The organism is Streptomyces xanthophaeus, assembly GCF_030440515.1.
GTDB lineage: Bacteria > Actinomycetota > Actinomycetes > Streptomycetales > Streptomycetaceae > Streptomyces > Streptomyces kutzneri.
The window spans coordinates 2,541,296-2,556,400 of sequence record NZ_CP076543.1; the positions used below are offsets into that span (position 1 = coordinate 2,541,296).

11 protein-coding genes are annotated in these 15,105 nt (G+C 71.3%); 3 read left to right on the forward strand and 8 right to left on the reverse strand.

The features are described 5' to 3' along the window. Window positions 1–15: 15 nt before the first annotated feature. The 3 genes from KO717_RS10690 to nsdA form a co-directional block, all read right to left on the reverse strand. Window positions 16–354 carry a P-II family nitrogen regulator gene (locus KO717_RS10690; protein WP_030009357.1) on the reverse strand — a complete coding sequence of 113 codons (339 nt, stop codon included), beginning with the start codon at window positions 352–354 and terminating at the stop codon, window positions 16–18. Further along, window positions 351–1,694, reverse strand: a complete 1,344-nt coding sequence (locus KO717_RS10695; RefSeq protein ID WP_301366258.1) for an ammonium transporter — start codon at window positions 1,692–1,694, stop codon at window positions 351–353. Before KO717_RS10695 ends, KO717_RS10690 begins: the two co-directional genes overlap by 4 nt. A gap of 312 nt (window positions 1,695–2,006) precedes the next feature. Continuing rightward, window positions 2,007–3,470, reverse strand: coding sequence for a transcriptional repressor NsdA (gene nsdA, locus KO717_RS10700; protein WP_301366259.1), 1,464 nt, complete (start codon window positions 3,468–3,470; stop codon window positions 2,007–2,009). A gap of 448 nt (window positions 3,471–3,918) precedes the next feature. Here nsdA and KO717_RS10705 point away from each other — a divergent pair, with 448 nt between their 5' ends. Then, window positions 3,919–4,590, forward strand: a complete 672-nt coding sequence (locus tag KO717_RS10705; RefSeq protein WP_301366260.1) for a bifunctional DNA primase/polymerase — start codon at window positions 3,919–3,921, stop codon at window positions 4,588–4,590. Window positions 4,591–4,680: 90 nt separating this feature from the next. Here KO717_RS10705 and ftsY read toward each other — a convergent pair whose 3' ends face one another. Next, on the reverse strand, window positions 4,681–5,898 hold the full coding sequence (gene ftsY / locus KO717_RS10710) for a signal recognition particle-docking protein FtsY (RefSeq protein WP_301366261.1): 1,218 nt from the start codon (window positions 5,896–5,898) through the stop codon (window positions 4,681–4,683). A 144-nt stretch (window positions 5,899–6,042) separates the two neighbouring features. Here ftsY and KO717_RS10715 point away from each other — a divergent pair, with 144 nt between their 5' ends. Further along, window positions 6,043–7,497 carry a purine-cytosine permease family protein gene (locus KO717_RS10715; protein WP_301366262.1) on the forward strand — a complete coding sequence of 485 codons (1,455 nt, stop codon included), beginning with the start codon at window positions 6,043–6,045 and terminating at the stop codon, window positions 7,495–7,497. Window positions 7,498–7,560: 63 nt separating this feature from the next. Beyond that, window positions 7,561–8,547: an LLM class flavin-dependent oxidoreductase gene (locus tag KO717_RS10720; RefSeq protein ID WP_301366263.1), complete on the forward strand. Its 987-nt coding sequence runs from the start codon at window positions 7,561–7,563 to the stop codon at window positions 8,545–8,547. A gap of 41 nt (window positions 8,548–8,588) precedes the next feature. On the opposite strand, the gene KO717_RS10725 is transcribed toward KO717_RS10720, so the two are convergent. The 4 genes from KO717_RS10725 to KO717_RS10740 form a co-directional block, all read right to left on the reverse strand. Beyond that, on the reverse strand, window positions 8,589–10,022 hold the full coding sequence (locus KO717_RS10725; RefSeq protein ID WP_301366264.1) for a sugar porter family MFS transporter: 1,434 nt from the start codon (window positions 10,020–10,022) through the stop codon (window positions 8,589–8,591). Window positions 10,023–10,205: 183 nt separating this feature from the next. Next, window positions 10,206–13,943 carry an AAA family ATPase gene (locus KO717_RS10730; RefSeq protein WP_301366265.1) on the reverse strand — a complete coding sequence of 1,246 codons (3,738 nt, stop codon included), beginning with the start codon at window positions 13,941–13,943 and terminating at the stop codon, window positions 10,206–10,208. Between the two features lie 226 nt (window positions 13,944–14,169). Then, window positions 14,170–14,388, reverse strand: coding sequence for a hypothetical protein (locus tag KO717_RS10735; protein WP_030012524.1), 219 nt, complete (start codon window positions 14,386–14,388; stop codon window positions 14,170–14,172). 348 nt (window positions 14,389–14,736) lie between these two features. Then, complete coding sequence (locus KO717_RS10740; RefSeq protein ID WP_078909436.1) at window positions 14,737–15,018, reverse strand: acylphosphatase; 282 nt, start codon at window positions 15,016–15,018, stop codon at window positions 14,737–14,739. Window positions 15,019–15,105 lie beyond the last annotated feature (87 nt).

The following is a 15,105-nucleotide window of genomic DNA, read 5'->3' on the forward strand; positions in this document are numbered from 1 at the left end:
GGGAGCTCCTGTCAGCTAGAGCGCGTCAGCGCCGCGCTCGCCGGTGCGGACCCGTACGACCGAGTCCACGGGGACGCTCCACACCTTGCCGTCACCGATCTTTCCGGTGGCCGCCGCGCTCACGATCACCCGGATCAGTTCCTCGGCGTCGGAATCGTCGACCAGGACCTCGATGCGGATCTTGGGGACGAGGTCGACCTGGTACTCGGCACCGCGGTAGACCTCGGTGTGGCCGCGCTGGCGGCCGTAGCCGCTGGCCTCGGTGACCGTGAGTCCCTGCACTCCGAAGGCCTGGAGGGCTTCCTTGATCTCGTCCAGCTTGTGCGGCTTGACGATCGCGGTGATCAGCTTCATGCGTCAACCTTCTTGCTCGCGGCGGCGGGGGTGGGTGCGGCGGTGCTCCGCGAGGCGGCTCCGCCGCCGGCTCCGCTGAAGTCGTAGGCCGTCTCGGCGTGCTCGACCTGGTCGATACCGGTGACCTCGTCGTCCTCGGACACCCGCATCCCGATCGTCTTGTCGAGGAGGAAGGCGAGGAGCGCCGATGCCACCAGAGAGTAGGCGAGGACGGCGAAGACTCCGATGGCCTGCTTGCCGAGCTGTTCCAGACCGCCGCCGTAGAAGAGGCCGGCCACGTCGGACTGGACGCCGCCGGTGGCGAAGAGGCCGACGAGCAGGGAGCCGACCACACCGCCGACGAGGTGGACGCCGATCACGTCGAGGGAGTCGTCGTAGCCGAACTTGTACTTGAGGCCGACGGCCATGGCGCAGAGCAGGCCGGCGATGACACCGATGGCGATCGCGCCGAGCGGGCTGACCGCTCCGCCCGAGGGGGTGATGGCGACGAGGCCGGCGACCGCACCGGAGGCCGCGCCCAGGGTGGTGAAGGAGCCGTGGCGCAGCTTCTCGTAGCCGAGCCAGGCGAGCATGGCGGCGGCGGTGGCGACCTGGGTGTTGACGAACATGACCGCGCCGACGCCGTCGTCGTTGCCGAGCCAGGAGCCCGCGTTGAAGCCGAACCAGCCGAACCACAGGAGGCCGGCGCCGAGCATCACGAGGGGCAGGCTGTGGGGGCGCATCGGGTCCTTCTTGAAGCCGACGCGCTTGCCGATGACCAGGATCACGCCGAGGGCGGCGGCGCCGGCGTTGATGTGGACGGCGGTGCCGCCCGCGAAGTCGATGACGCCGAGCTCGAAGAGCCAGCCGCCGGCGCCCCAGACCCAGTGGGCGACGGGGAAGTAGACGACGGTGACCCACAGGCCGGTGAACAGGACCCAGGCGCCGAACTTCACGCGGTCGGCCAGCGCACCGCTGATCAGGGCGGGGGTGATGACGGCGAACATCAGCTGGAAGACGGCGAAGACGTAGACCGGGATGGTGTAGCCGTCCCACAGCTCGGTGATCCCGATGCCGCTGAGGCCGACGTAGTCGGAGTTCCAGCCGATGAGGGAACCGGAGTCGGTGCCGAAGGCGAGGCTGAAGCCGTAGAGGACCCACAGGATCGTGACGATCCCGAGGCTGATGAAGCTCATCATCAGCATGTTGAGGCTGCTCTTGACGCGGACCATGCCTCCGTAGAAGAAGGCGAGCCCCGGGGTCATCAGCATGACCAGGGCGGAGCAGATGAGCATGAACCCGGTGTTCGCGGCAGACAGCGTCGGGGCGTCTGCCGCGAGGGTCGTGATGGCTGATGCCATCGGCGTCTCCTCGTCGTCGGTACGTTCGCGTGCGGGCGATCGTGAAAACCTGAGCGGCGTAAAAGGGGGTGTCCGGCCGGGCTGGGGAGGCTGGCCGGTTAATGACCCCGAGATTCGCGCAGGCCGGTTTCCGGCGGCGCCGCTCGGTGTTTCGCGCCCGTGACGAAGAGGGCGGGCGTGTTACGCGTCAATGAACAGGTGGATCACAAAAGCCGGCCGCGGCAGTGACCCGGATGTCCTGGCTGGGGGAGCCTGATCGGGCTTCACGGGGTGACTGCCGCGGCCGGGGCCTTGGGGCGGCCGCGTGGGCCGTCAGACGGCCTCCGCGGCTTCGGGGAGCCGGGAGGCGAGGTGGTCGGTGAGCCGGACCACCTCGGCGACGTCGCCGTACTCACGGGCGGCGGTGTCTACGGTCTTGCGCAGGCGCGTGTTCACCCGTTCGGACCGCACCTTTCCCGCCACGTCGAGGGCTCGGTCGACGAGGGCCGCGGCCTGCTCGGGCTCGCGCTGGAGCAGGTGCACGGTGGCCATGCCGATGAGGTTGAGGGCGTAGGAGCGCTGGTGCTCCTCGTCCTTCTCGAAGAGCTCGACGGCCCGTTCCATGACGGGCTCTGCGAGGGAGGCGTACATGGGGCTGCGCCCGGCCACGTAGGCCAGGTCCCGGTACGAGTGGGAGTTCTCGCCGTTCAGCTCGGCCTCGGAGAAGAAGCGGATCCAGTCGGGTTCGGGCTCGCCCGCGAAGCCGACGTCGGAGAAGGTGTCCTCGGCCATCCGCACGGCCCGCTTGCAGCGGCTGGGCTGGCCCATGTTGGCGTACGCGCGGGCCTCCATCGCATACAGCATGGCCTGGGTGCGCGGGCCGGCGCAGTCGCGGCTGCCGTACTGCGCGAGGTGGATGAGTTCCAGGGCGTCCTCGGGGCGGCCCAGGTGGATCATCTGGCGGCTCATGCTGGAGAGGATGTACGAGCCGAGCGGCTTGTCCCCGCCTTCCTTGGCGGCGTGCAGCGCGAGCACGAAGTACTTCTGCGCGGTGGGGTGCAGGCCGATGTCGTAGCTCATCCAGCCGGCCAGTTCGGCCAGTTCGGCGGCGACCTTGAAGAGCCGCTTCATGACCGGCGCCGGGTGGTTCTCCTGGAGCAGGTCGGTGACCTCGTGGAGCTGGCCCACGACGGCCTTGCGGCGCAGCCCGCCGCCGCACTGGGCGTCCCACTGGCGGAACATGACGGTGGTGGCGTCGAGGAGGTCGAGTTCCGGTTCGGAGAGCCGGGGCGGGCGGTGACCGCCGAGGGCTCCCGTCGGCCCCGCCCCGCGCGGTCCCGGGTCGGCGACCGGTACCGGGACGAGCCAGCGCTGCATGGGCTCGATGAGGGCGGGGCCGGCGGAGAGGGCGAGCGAGGTCCCGAGGAAGCCGCGGCGGGCCAGCATCAGGTCGCTGCGGGAGAACTCGCCGAGCAGCTCGACGGTCTGCGGGCCGGCCCAGGGCAGGTCGACCCCGGAGACGGAGGGGGTCTGGTGGGCGGTGCGCAGGCCGAGCTGCTCGATGGCGACGACGGAGCCGAAGCGCTCGGAGAACAGCTCGGACAGGATGCGCGGGACGGGTTCACGGGGCTGTTCACCGTCGAGCCAGCGGCGCACCCGGGAGGTGTCCGTGCTGATGTGGTGGGCGCCCATCTGGCGCGCCCGGCGGTTGACCTGCCGGGCGAGTTCACCCTTGGACCAGCCGCTGCGGACGAACCACGAGGTCAGCTGGTCATTGCGCGCAGCAGCATCGTCCATCGTTCCGCTTGCGCCATTGCCGCTCACTGGAACGCCCCCATCCGCTCAGCATCTTCCACACGAAACCCTGGCCGGGGCGCAGCGCGCCACCACGGACCTTCACAGGTCCTTCACGTATTGCCTCCGGCATACCCACGGATGGGCCCGCCTTCGGTTTCGTGTACCGAAAGTAATCCTACGATCACCCCTGCGGCGAGGTCGATTCCAGAAACGCCACCATTCGCCACCCCTTCGAATGAACAAGCCACCCGCCAGGCGCGATTCACTTGACACCGAGGTGAAAGCGGGTCGGTTGGACTGGAGTGCGCTCGGGGCGCGCGCGGCGGGGAGTGCGCCGGGTGGCACCGGAGGACACCCCGCGGCGGGGCCGCCGGCAGAGGCCCCGCCGAGGTCGTCGCACCGGCTTCGTAACCACCGGCACGTCCGACCCGTTGGAGGGGGCATGGGCATGGGCTTCACGATCGGCGGCAGCCGCAGCACCAAGGAGTTCCGCTCCGGCACCCGGCGCCGCGGTGGCCGGACCTCGGAGTGCACGGCGGTGGCGGAGTACACCGGCCTGTGGGGCTGGGACGTGGTCCCCGGCGCCCGCGCCGCGGCGCCCGCCCGCGACTGCTCCTGCGGGGACGTGAAGTGCCGCGAACCCGGGGCGCATCCGCTGGCCTTCGCCCCCACGGTCCCGGCCGGGGCCACGCTCGACGAGGTCACCGAAGCCTGGGGCGGGTACCCGGGCGCCGCCGTACTGCTCCCCGTGGGCCGCGCCTTCGACGTCATCGAGGTCTCCGAGGAGGCCGGGCGGCGCGCGCTGGTACGGCTGGAGCGGATGGGCCTGCCGCTCGGCCCGGTCATCGTCACCGCCGACGGCCGGGCGCAGTTCTTCGTGGCCCCGGGGGCGGCGGCCGAACTGCCGCAGCTGCTGTACCGGATGGGCTGGGACGACGCCGACCTCGACCTGCGGGCCCTGGGTCACGGGGCCTTCGTGACGGCCCCGCCCTCCGACCGCGCCGGGCTCGGCCAGGTCGGCTGGCTGCGGCCGCCCGCGCTGGACTGCGCCGGCGGCCCGCCGCAGGCCAGGCTGCTGCTGGGGACCCTCGCGTACATCTGCCACCGCCTGCGCCGCTAGGGACGCCCCCGGCCCGTTCCGGCACGCACATGACGGTGCCCCCGCGTTCCGGCGGAACGCGGGGGCACAGGTGTCCGTGCGGGACCGTGGTCAGTCGCCGATCAGGGCGTCCACGAACGCCTCCGGCTCGAAGGGCGCCAGGTCGTCCGGCCCCTCACCGAGGCCGATGAGCTTGACCGGTACGCCCAGCTCGCGCTGGACGGCGACGACGATGCCGCCCTTGGCGGTGCCGTCGAGCTTGGTCAGCACGATGCCGGTGATGTCCACGACCTCGGCGAAGACGCGGGCCTGGGTCAGGCCGTTCTGCCCGGTGGTGGCGTCCAGGACCAGCAGGATCTCGTCGAGCGGACCGTGCTTCTCCACGACGCGCTTGACCTTGCCGAGCTCGTCCATCAGGCCGGTCTTGGTGTGCAGGCGGCCGGCGGTGTCGATGAGCACCACGTCGGCGCCCTCGGCGATGCCCTCCTTGACCGCGTCGTAGGCGATCGAGGCCGGGTCGCCGCCCTCGGGGCCGCGTACGGTACGGGCACCGACGCGCTCGCCCCAGGTCTGGAGCTGGTCGGCGGCGGCGGCGCGGAAGGTGTCGGCGGCGCCGAGCACCACGGAGCGTCCGTCGGCGACGAGCACCCGGGCCAGCTTGCCGGTGGTGGTGGTCTTACCGGTGCCGTTGACACCGACGACCATGATCACGCCGGGGGTGTCCTCGCCGCTCTCCGTCTTCACGGCGCGGTCGAAGTCGGTGCCGACCAGGGTCAGCAGCTCCTCCTTGAGCAGGGCGCGCAGGTCCGCCGGGGTCCGGGTGCCGAGCACCTTGACCCGCTCGCGGAGCCGGTCGACGAGCTCCTGGGTCGGCACGACACCGACGTCGGCGACGAGGAGGGTCTCCTCGATCTCCTCCCAGGTGTCCTCGTCGAGGTGCTCCCTGGAGAGCAGCGTGAGCAGCCCCTTGCCGAGGGAGTTCTGCGACCGGGCCAGGCGGGCGCGCAGCCGGACCAGCCGCCCGGCGGTGGGCTCGGGAACCTCGATCTCGGGCGCGGCCGGGGCCGCGGGCACGGGTTCGGCTGCCGGCGCCTCGACGGGAGCCTCGGCCTCCGGGAGCCCGACCTCCTCGATCGTGCGGCGCGGCTCTTCCGCCGTCTCTACGGCGTCCTCCCCCACCTGCGGCTCGGCAGGCGGGGCAGTGATGGTCGGCGTGCTCGGCGGTGCCTGCGGCGGCAGCTGCTTCTTCTTGCGGCTGCTGACCACGAGCCCGCTGATCACACCGACCGCGACCAGGGCGATGACTACAGCAAGGATGAGGATGTCCATAACCCCATCAGTATCGGACACGGCCACCCCGGAGCCGGGGACCCGGGCGTGCGGACCAGGACGTAAGCCGCCGTTTGTGGTTTTAGCAGCAAATCCATGATGATGGACGACTTCCCCTCATAACCTCCCCAACGGAGCAATCGCATGCCTGCCGAGCCCGCCGACGGCGCAGCCGAAACCGCGATCGAGACCCGCGGTCTGGAACCGGTCCCGGACAGCGAGCGCGGCGGCCGGGTCCGCGAGCTCGTGCCCACCTGGGTCGCCGCCAACATCAGCGTGCTCCTGCTGACCATGGGTGCGGGCCTGGTGATCTTCAACAAGCTCAACATCTGGCAGGTGCTCGTCGTCGCGGTCGCGGCGCCGGTCGTCTCGTACGGGATCGTCGGCCTGATATCCATCGCGGGCAAGCGCGGCGGCGCCCCGGGCATGGCCCTCTCCCGGGCGGTGTTCGGCCAGCGCGGCAACCTCTTCCCGGGCGCCCTGATCTGGGTGGCCCGCTGGGGCTGGGAGACCATCAACGCGGTCAGCGGCGCCTACGCCGTACTGACCGTGCTCGACCTGCTGTTCGGGGTGCGCAGCAGCACCCCGCTCATCGTCGTCACCCTGCTGTTCTTCGTGGGCTGCACCTTCGTGGTCTCGGGTCTCGGCATCAACGCGCTGCGCGTCTGCTCCACGTGGTCGACGTACCTCTTCGGCGCCTTCAGCGTGCTCGTCCTCGGGTACCTGGTCTTCACCACCGACTGGTCCGCCGTCTTCGGCAAGCCCGCCGGCTCCAGCGCGATGATGATCGCGGGCATCGGCACGATCGCGGCCGGCGGGATCAGCTGGGTTCCCTCGGGCCCCGACTTCACCCGCTACCTGCCGCGCAGCGCCTCCTCCAGGGCCATGGTCGGCGCGACGATCGGCGGCGCCGGCGTGGTCGTGCTCCCGATGGTCCTGATGGGCGCGGTCATGGCCGTCGGCACCCCGGACCTGGCCACGGCCCAGGATCCGGTGTCCTTCATCGGTGAGCTGCTCCCGACCTGGATCGCGGTCCCGTACCTGCTCATCGCGCTCGTCGGCATGCTGCTGATCAACTCGATGTCCATGTACTCGGCCGGGTTCACCGCGCAGACCCTGGGCATCAAGGTCCCGCGGGCCGCGGCCGTCAGCGTCAACGCGGTCATCAGCCTGGTCTTCGGTTTCCTGCTGATGGTGGTCGCCACCAGCTTCTTCGGCTCGTTCATCTCCTTCCTGACGCTGCTGGCCGTGGCGTTCTCCGCCTGGATCGGCGTCTTCGGCGTGGACATGCTGCGCCGCACGGCCTACGACGGCCCCGCGCTGCTGGACACCACGCGGACCAGCGCCTACTGGTACAAGGGCGGCTTCGCCTGGCAGGCCATGACCGCGTGGGCCCTCGCCCTCGTCGTGGGCCTGCTGTTCACCAAGGTGGACTGGTTCGCCGGACCGCTCGCCTCCACCTGGATCGGGGAGAACGGCCTGGGCTGGGCCGCGGGCATCCTCACCTCGGCCGTGCTGTACGCCGTACTGCCGCGCACGGCGCCGGTGGAGCCGGCCGCGGCCGGGGAGCGCGAGCTCGCCGGATCCCTGTCCAACTGACGCTACGTCAGCTAACGTCCCCCTTCGCCCGCCCACCCACATCCGGCGAAGGGGGACTTCTCCATGCCCATCACCGTGGCCCGGTTCAATCTCGTCGACCCCGACGGCACCCCCGAGTCCCTCTCGGCCCGCTACAAGGCGGCGCTGGAGATGGCCCGGTACGCGGACGACCGCGGGATCGACACCATCCAGACCGAGGAACACCACGGCACCGGCAACAACTGGCTGCCCTCCCCCTTCGCCTTCGCGGGCGCGGTGTTCGGCGCGACCCGCCGGATCGCCGTCACCGTCTCGGCGATCATCGGCCCGCTGTACGACCCCCTGAGGGTCGCCGAGGACATCGCCGTCCTCGACCTGCTGAGCGGTGGCCGCCTGGTGACGGTCGCGGGCATCGGCTACCGGCCCGAGGAGTACGAGCAGCACGGCGTGGAGTGGGGCCGGCGCGGCAGGCTCCAGGACGAGCTGCTGGAGACCCTGCTGAAGGCGTGGACCGGCGAACCCTTCGAGTTCCGCGGCCGCACGGTACGGGTCACCCCGGTGCCGTTCACCCGGCCGCACCCCCTGCTGCTGGTCGGCGGCAGCTCCGAGGCCGCGGCCCGCCGTGCCGCCCGGCTGGGGCTGCCCTTCTTCCCCAGCGCGCACCTGCCGGAGCTGGAGGCGTACTACACCGCGCGGCTGGCGGAGTACGGCACGGAGGGCTTCTGCATGATGCCGGCGGCCGAGACCCCGCTGCTGCACATCGCGGAGGACCCGGACCGGGTCTGGGCCGAGCACGGCGAGCGCTTCCTGCACGAGGCGGGCATGTACGCGTCCTGGCAGTCCAAGGACATCCGCAGCGCCGTACGGTCGGCCGCGCGCTCGGTGGCGGAGCTGCGCGCGGAGGGCGTGTACCGGATCCTCACCCCGGACGAGGCGGTCGCGTACGGCCGGGCCGCGGGCGAGGCGGGGAACCTGGTCCTGCACCCGCTGTGCGGGGGGATGCCGCTGGACGAGGGCTGGCGGAGCCTGCACCTGCTCTGCGAACAGGTACTGCCCCGGCTCAGGGGCTGAGCCGGGGCAGTATCGAGGGGATGGGGCGTTGGCGGGGGTGGTTACCCCATCTCCTCCAGCGCCTTGCCCTTGGTCTCCGGCACCCACTTGAGGATGAACGGGATCGAGAGCAGGGCGAAGCCGGTGTAGATCATGTACGCGCCGGACAGGTTCCAGTCCGAGAGCGACGGGAAGCTGACGGTGATGACCCAGTTGGCGATCCACTGGGCGGCGGCGGCCACGCCGAGGGCGGCGGCCCGGATGCGGCCCGGGAACATCTCGCCGAGCAGCACCCAGACGACCACGCCCCAGGAGAGGGCGAAGAAGAGGACGAAGCAGTTGGCGGCGACCAGGGCCACGATGCCCTGGGCGTGCGGCAGGGAGATGTCGTCGCCGACCCCGGACTTGTACGAGAAGGCCCAGGCGGCCAGGCCCAGCGAGATCGACATGCCGACGGAGCCGATGAGCGCGAGCGGCTTGCGGCCGATCCGGTCGACGAAGATCATCGCGATCACCGTACCGATGATGTTCACGACCGAGGTCTCGAAGGAGTACAGGAACGAGGCGCTCGCGTCGATGCCGACCGACTGCCACAGCGAGGAGCTGTAGTAGAAGATCACGTTGATGCCGACCAGCTGCTGGAACAGCGAGAGGCCGATACCCACCCAGACGATGGGCAGGAAGCCGAAGCGGCCGCCGAGCAGGTCCTTGAAGGTGGACTTGTGCTCGGAGCGCATCGCGTGCTCGATCTCGGCGACCCGTTCCTCCAGGTCGATCTTCGAACCCTCGACCTCGGTCAGCACCTTCCTGGCCTCGTCGTTGCGGCCGACGGAGATCAGGAAGCGGGGGGACTCCGGGATGACGAAGGACATCAGCCCGTAGAGGGCGGCCGGGACGACCATGACGCCCAGCATCCACTGCCAGGCCTCCAGGCCCGCGATGTTGCCGCGCTGGTCCCCGTCGGCGAGGTTCAGGATGGCCCAGTTCACGAGCTGGGAGACGGCGATGCCGATGACGATGGCGGCCTGCTGGAAGGAGGCGAGGCGGCCGCGGTAGGCGGCCGGGGACACCTCGGCGATGTAGGCGGGGCCGATGACGGAGGCCATGCCGATGCCGATGCCGCCGATGACGCGCCACATGGCGAGGTCCCACAGCGCGAACGGAAGGGCCGAACCGAGGGCGCTCGCGGTGAAGAGGAGGGCGGCGATCTGCATGCAGCGGATTCGGCCGATCCGGTCAGCGATGCGGCCCGCGGTGGCGGCGCCGAACGCGCAGCCGATCAGTGCGGCGGCGATCACCTGGGCGAGCGCCGCGGACCCGACGTCGAACCGTTCGCGGATGGCGACGACGGCGCCGTTGATGACGGAACTGTCGTACCCGAAGAGGAAGCCGCCCATCGCCGCGGCCGCGGCGATGAAGATGACATGGCCGAGGTGCTCGGGGTGCGGCGAAGATCCGCCGCCAGGTGCCGGGGCCCGCGATGTGCTGCTGGTCAAGGTGTGCTCCGTGGGGGTTTTGTCCGTCCTCACAGTGGCGCACAGTTCAAGATCGGGCACCACTCGAAGGCGGGAGACAGCGGAGCGAGCCTATGCGTTCAGTTTCTGAAGTCAATACTTGGCTTGAAGTTGATGTGTCCGGAAGATTACCGACATTGGATTCACTTCTTGAAACTACGGGTCTCAGCGGAGCCGTTGGCTGATGACCTTGGAGACTCCGTCCCCCTGCATCGAGACGCCGTAGAGCGCGTCCGCGACCTCCATCGTCCGCTTCTGGTGCGTGATGACGATCAGCTGCGAGCTCTCCTGGAGCTCCTCCATGATCCGGATCAGCCGCTGCAGATTGGTGTCGTCGAGCGCGGCCTCGACCTCGTCCATCACGTAGAACGGGCTGGGGCGTGCCATGAAGATGGACACCAGCAGCGCCACGGCGGTGAGCGAGCGCTCGCCGCCGGAGAGCAGCGACAGCCGCTTGACCTTCTTGCCCGGCGGACGGGCCTCCACGTCGATGCCGGTGGTCAGCATGTTGTCGGGGTCGGTGAGGATCAGCCGGCCCTCGCCGCCGGGGAACAGGCGCGAGAACACCCCCTCGAACTCCCGGGCCGTATCCCGGTACGCCTCGGTGAAGACCTGCTCGACGCGCTGGTCGACCTCCTTCACGACTTGAAGGAGATCGGCCCTCGTCTTACGGAGATCCTCCAGCTGCTCGCTGAGGAACTGGTGGCGCTCCTCCAGCGCCGCGAACTCCTCCAGCGCGAGCGGGTTGACCTTGCCGAGCTGCTGGTAGGCGCGTTCGGCGGCCTTGAGCCGCTTCTCCTGCTGGGCCCGGACGAAGGGGCCGGGCCGGTTGCGCGGGTCCTGCGGATCCTCCGGCAGGACCTCGCCCTCGGCGGCCGGGGACGGGGGCACCGGCTGGTCGGGGCCGTACTCGGCGACCAGCCCGGCGGCCGCCATGCCGAACTCCTCCAGCGACCTGGCCTCCAGCGCCTCGATGCGCAGCCGCTGCTCGGCCCCGAGCACCTCGCCGCGGTGGACCGAGTCGGTGAGCTTGTCCAGCTCCCCCTTCAACTCCCGGCCGCGGTTGCGCGCCTCGCCGAGCTCCCGCTCGCGCAGGCCCTTCGCCCGTTCGGCCGCCACCCGCTCCTCGTCGGCCCTGCCGAGCGACACCTCCACGTGCGCGAGGAGCTGCCGGGACCCGTCGGCCACCGCCCGGGCCACCTCCGCCTCGTGGCGCAGCCGGGCCCGGCGGCGCTCCGCGCGGGTCCGGGCCTCGCGTTCCGCACGGGCCCCGCGGTCGAGTGAATCCGCCCGTCCGGCCAGCCCCTTGACCCGCTCCTCGAGGGTCCTGAGCTGCAGCCGGGCCTCCATCTCGGTCTGCCGGGCGTTGGCCCCGTCGGCGGCGAGCCGGTCCCGCCGGGAGCCGTCCGGCTCCTCGTCCACCGGCATCTCCTCGGCGGTCGCGAGGCGCTCCGCGCACTCCTCCACGTCTGCCAGCGCCTGTTCCAGGGCGTCCTGGGCCCTGGCCGCGGCGGCGGCGCTGCGTTCGGCCTCGCCGGCCGCGCCCTTCGCCTGCCCGGCGAGCCGCCCGAGCTGCTGGGCGACCCCGGCCCGGGCCGCTTCTGCGGCGCGCCGCCGCTCGGCGAGCTCCTCGACCAGGGCGGCCGCGTCCTGACGGCGCGCCTGGGCGGCCGCCCGGGCGTCGGCGAGCTCCTCGCACCGGACGCCGAGCCGGACCAGCTCGCCCGCGGCCTCGTCGACGGCCGCCTGCACCTCGATCAGGCTGGGGGCTCCGGCGGAGCCACCGTGCGCGAGGTGCGCACCGAGCACGTCACCGTCGAGGGTCACGGCCACCGCGTCGGGGCGCTGCGCGATCAGCGCCTCGGCCTCGTCGAGGGTCCCGACCACGACGTGGTCCCGCAGCACCCACTCCACGGCCCGCCGCACCTCCGCGTCCCCGCCGACCAGTCCGGCGGCCGGTACGGGCGCGCCCGCCGGTGCGCCGCCCGCGAGCGGCTCCGGGGCCGGCGCCGAGGCGGACGCACCGACGCTCACCGGCAGGTGCGGTGCGTGCGCGGGCAGATCTCCGTCCCGGGAGGGGGCCGGACGGGGGACCGCTCCCGGGGATCCGGCTCCACCGGCAGCCGCTGCCCCGGCCACGTCCCCGTCCGCGGGTCCGGCCGAGGCCTGGCCCGGGAGGGCGGGTGCGGCGGCCGGGGCGATCAGCAGGGTGGCGCGGCCCGCGTCCGCCTCACGGAGGTGGCGGATCGCCTCGGCCGCCGCCCCCGGGGAGGCCACCGCCAGCGCGTCCGCGGCCGAGCCCAGTGCGGCGGCCACGGCGACCTCGTACCCGGGGGCCACCGACAGTCTCTGCGCCGCCGGTCCCAGCAGCCCGGCCAGCCGCTCCCGCGCCGCGAGCAGTGCGCCCGTACCGTCCTTGCGGCGCAGCCCCAGCGCCAGCGCGTCCCGGCGCGCCGAGACGGCCGCCCGTGAGCGCTCCGCCCCGGACAGGTCCTCCCGGGCGGCGGACAGTTCCGCCTCGGCCCGTGCCAGCCGTTCCCGCGCGCTCTCGTGGTCGGTGCCGGCCGACGGGTCGTCGAGGCCGCCGACCTCCTCCGCCAGTGCCTCGTACTCCTGCTGCGCGGCGGCGGCCCGGGACTGCGCCTCGTCCCGCGCCGCGACGAGCCGGTCGATCTCGGCCTGCGCCGCCCCCGCACGGGAGCGGGCCGCGCCGAGCCGCCCGGTCAGCCGGGCCAGTCCCTCGCGCCGGTCGGCGATGGCCCGCGCGGCGTCCCGCAGCCGGCGTTCCTCCTCGGCCAGCGCCCGTTCCAGCTCCGCCCGGTGCTCGGCCGTGTCCTCCAGCGCCCGCGAGGCCGCCTCCAGGGCCGCTGTCAGTTCCGCCTCCTGCTCACGGATCCGCGCGGCTTCCCGCTCCATCTCCTCGGGATCGCGGCCGCGCCGCTCCTCCTCGGCCGGAGCCGAGGCGCTCTTGACCCGCGCGTCCGCCAGGGAGGCGGTCCCCCGGACGCGTTCGGCGAGCTGCGACAGTTCGTACCAGGTCTGCTGCGCCCGCTGCAGCCGCGGTGCGAGCTCCCGTACCGCCTCCTCCAGCTCCGCCTCGCGCCGCACGGCGCCCGCGAGCTGGGCCTCGGCGGCCTCCTTGCGCTCCTTGAGCGCCGCCTCGTCCGCGATCTCCGCGTCGAGGGCGCGCCGCAGTACGACCAGGTCGTCGGCGAGCAGCCGCAGCCGCGCGTCGCGCAGGTCCGCCTGGATCACGGCCGCCCGCCGGGCGACCGCCGCCTGCCGTCCCAGGGGCTTGAGCTGGCGCCGCAGCTCGTCGCCGAGGTCCTGGACGCGCGCGAGATTGGCCTGCATCGCGTCCAGTTTCCGCAGCGCCTTCTCCTTGCGCTTGCGGTGCTTGAGTACGCCGGCCGCCTCCTCGATGAAGGCGCGGCGGCCCATGGGGTCGGCGTGCAGTACGGAGTCCAGCTGGCCCTGTCCGACGATGACGTGCATCTCGCGGCCGATGCCGGAGTCGGAGAGCAGTTCCTGGATGTCGAGCAGGCGGCAGGTGTCACCGTTGATCTGGTACTCGCTGCTACCGCCGCGGAACATGATCCGGGTGATCGTGACTTCGGCGTAGTCGATGGGGAGCGCGCCGTCGGAGTTGTCGATCGTCAGGGAGACCTCGGCCCGTCCGAGCGGCGGGCGCCCGGTGGTCCCGGCGAAGATGACGTCCTCCATCTTCCCGCCGCGCAGGGACTTGGCCCCCTGCTCGCCCATGACCCAGGACAGCGCGTCCACCACATTGGACTTGCCGGAGCCGTTCGGGCCCACGACACAGGTGATTCCGGGCTCGAAACGCAAGGTGGTGGCGGACGCGAAGGATTTGAAGCCACGCAGGGTCAGGGACTTGAGGTGCACGCCGCCGGACTCTACCTTTCGCGTCCGGTTTCACCCATGAAGGTGCTGGGCACAACTGACGCCAATGGGATCAGGCCCCCCACCTGGCCCTGTGGTACGCGGCGCGGCGGTCCGGGGAACAGCCCGGGGGAAGGCAGGGGAAGAGGACGAGGAAAGAAAGAAGGGACGCCGGAGCGTCCCTTGCAGATCATGCGGGGCTGGAGTCGAGCGACGGGTGAAGCACGGGTCAGGTGAGCGCAGGCTCCGCCTGGGGTACGTCGATGTCGATGCTGCCGAGCAGCGAGTCTCCGTCGTGCTGAGCGGCGGCCGCGTTCAGCGCGTCATTTTCGGACTGAATCCGTACGAGCTCGGACTCGAGGTCCTGGACGCGCTGCTGAAGCCGTCGCATCTCGGCGAGGAGTCGCGGGTCGGAACCGCCGACGTAACCGAGAAGCGCCTTTGCCATGATGGATGGTCCTCCACACTGAGTGACCGACCGAAGCGGTGTGGGTCGTGAGGGAATCGCACCCGCGGATGTCCGACAGCGACTGACAGTCACTGCGCTTGCTACTGCCAACACTGCCAAACAGCTCAGGTGCGCGGGGCTTCCAGCGTCTCACCAAAAAGTTTGACGGTCAACACGATCACGCCCCGTATCGGCGCGCGCCCCGGTCCCCGCAAGGGGTGTGGAGATCATCCTCATCTTCGAGCGTTCCACGGATCGGGCTCGTCGGCAACGCGTCGACGACGAATGCGCAGTTCCGACCGTGTGCGGAGGCTCAGAGATGTGATGAGTGCATGATCAGTCGATCGGTCACCGCATCCCGAATCCGTCGTAGCCACCGCGCGGTGTGCCCCAGATCTCTGTCACCCCGTCCACCCGGCCGGGCGTGTCGGAGGAGCGCAACCAGTCGAGCAGCCGGTGGCAATTCTCACGTTGACCTTCGGCGACCACCTGCACTCGCCCGTCGTCGAGGTTGAGCGCGAAGCCGACGACCCCGCCGATCTCCAGGGCGTTCTCCCTGGTGAACCAGCGGAAGCCCACTCCCTGCACACGGCCGCGCACCCAGGCGGTCAGACGGACCTCTTCATTCATGCGTGAACGCTAACCGGGCGAGCACTTTCGGGACACATCGCCCCCCTGGCCCCATGGCGTACAGTCGCGCACCAATGAACTCACCCA

What these genes read in the sequence shown, in the direction of transcription:
- KO717_RS10690 (WP_030009357.1), bottom strand. Translation starts at nt 354, where the DNA reads ATGAAGCTGATCACCGCGATCGTCAAGCCGCACAAGCTGGACGAGATC.
- KO717_RS10695 (WP_301366258.1), bottom strand. Translation starts at nt 1,694, where the DNA reads ATGGCATCAGCCATCACGACCCTCGCGGCAGACGCCCCGACGCTGTCT.
- nsdA (WP_301366259.1), bottom strand. Translation starts at nt 3,470, where the DNA reads ATGGACGATGCTGCTGCGCGCAATGACCAGCTGACCTCGTGGTTCGTC.
- KO717_RS10705 (WP_301366260.1), top strand. Translation starts at nt 3,919, where the DNA reads ATGGGCTTCACGATCGGCGGCAGCCGCAGCACCAAGGAGTTCCGCTCC.
- ftsY (WP_301366261.1), bottom strand. Translation starts at nt 5,898, where the DNA reads ATGGACATCCTCATCCTTGCTGTAGTCATCGCCCTGGTCGCGGTCGGT.
- KO717_RS10715 (WP_301366262.1), top strand. Translation starts at nt 6,043, where the DNA reads ATGCCTGCCGAGCCCGCCGACGGCGCAGCCGAAACCGCGATCGAGACC.
- KO717_RS10720 (WP_301366263.1), top strand. Translation starts at nt 7,561, where the DNA reads ATGCCCATCACCGTGGCCCGGTTCAATCTCGTCGACCCCGACGGCACC.
- KO717_RS10735 (WP_030012524.1), bottom strand. Translation starts at nt 14,388, where the DNA reads ATGGCAAAGGCGCTTCTCGGTTACGTCGGCGGTTCCGACCCGCGACTC.
- KO717_RS10740 (WP_078909436.1), bottom strand. Translation starts at nt 15,018, where the DNA reads ATGAATGAAGAGGTCCGTCTGACCGCCTGGGTGCGCGGCCGTGTGCAG.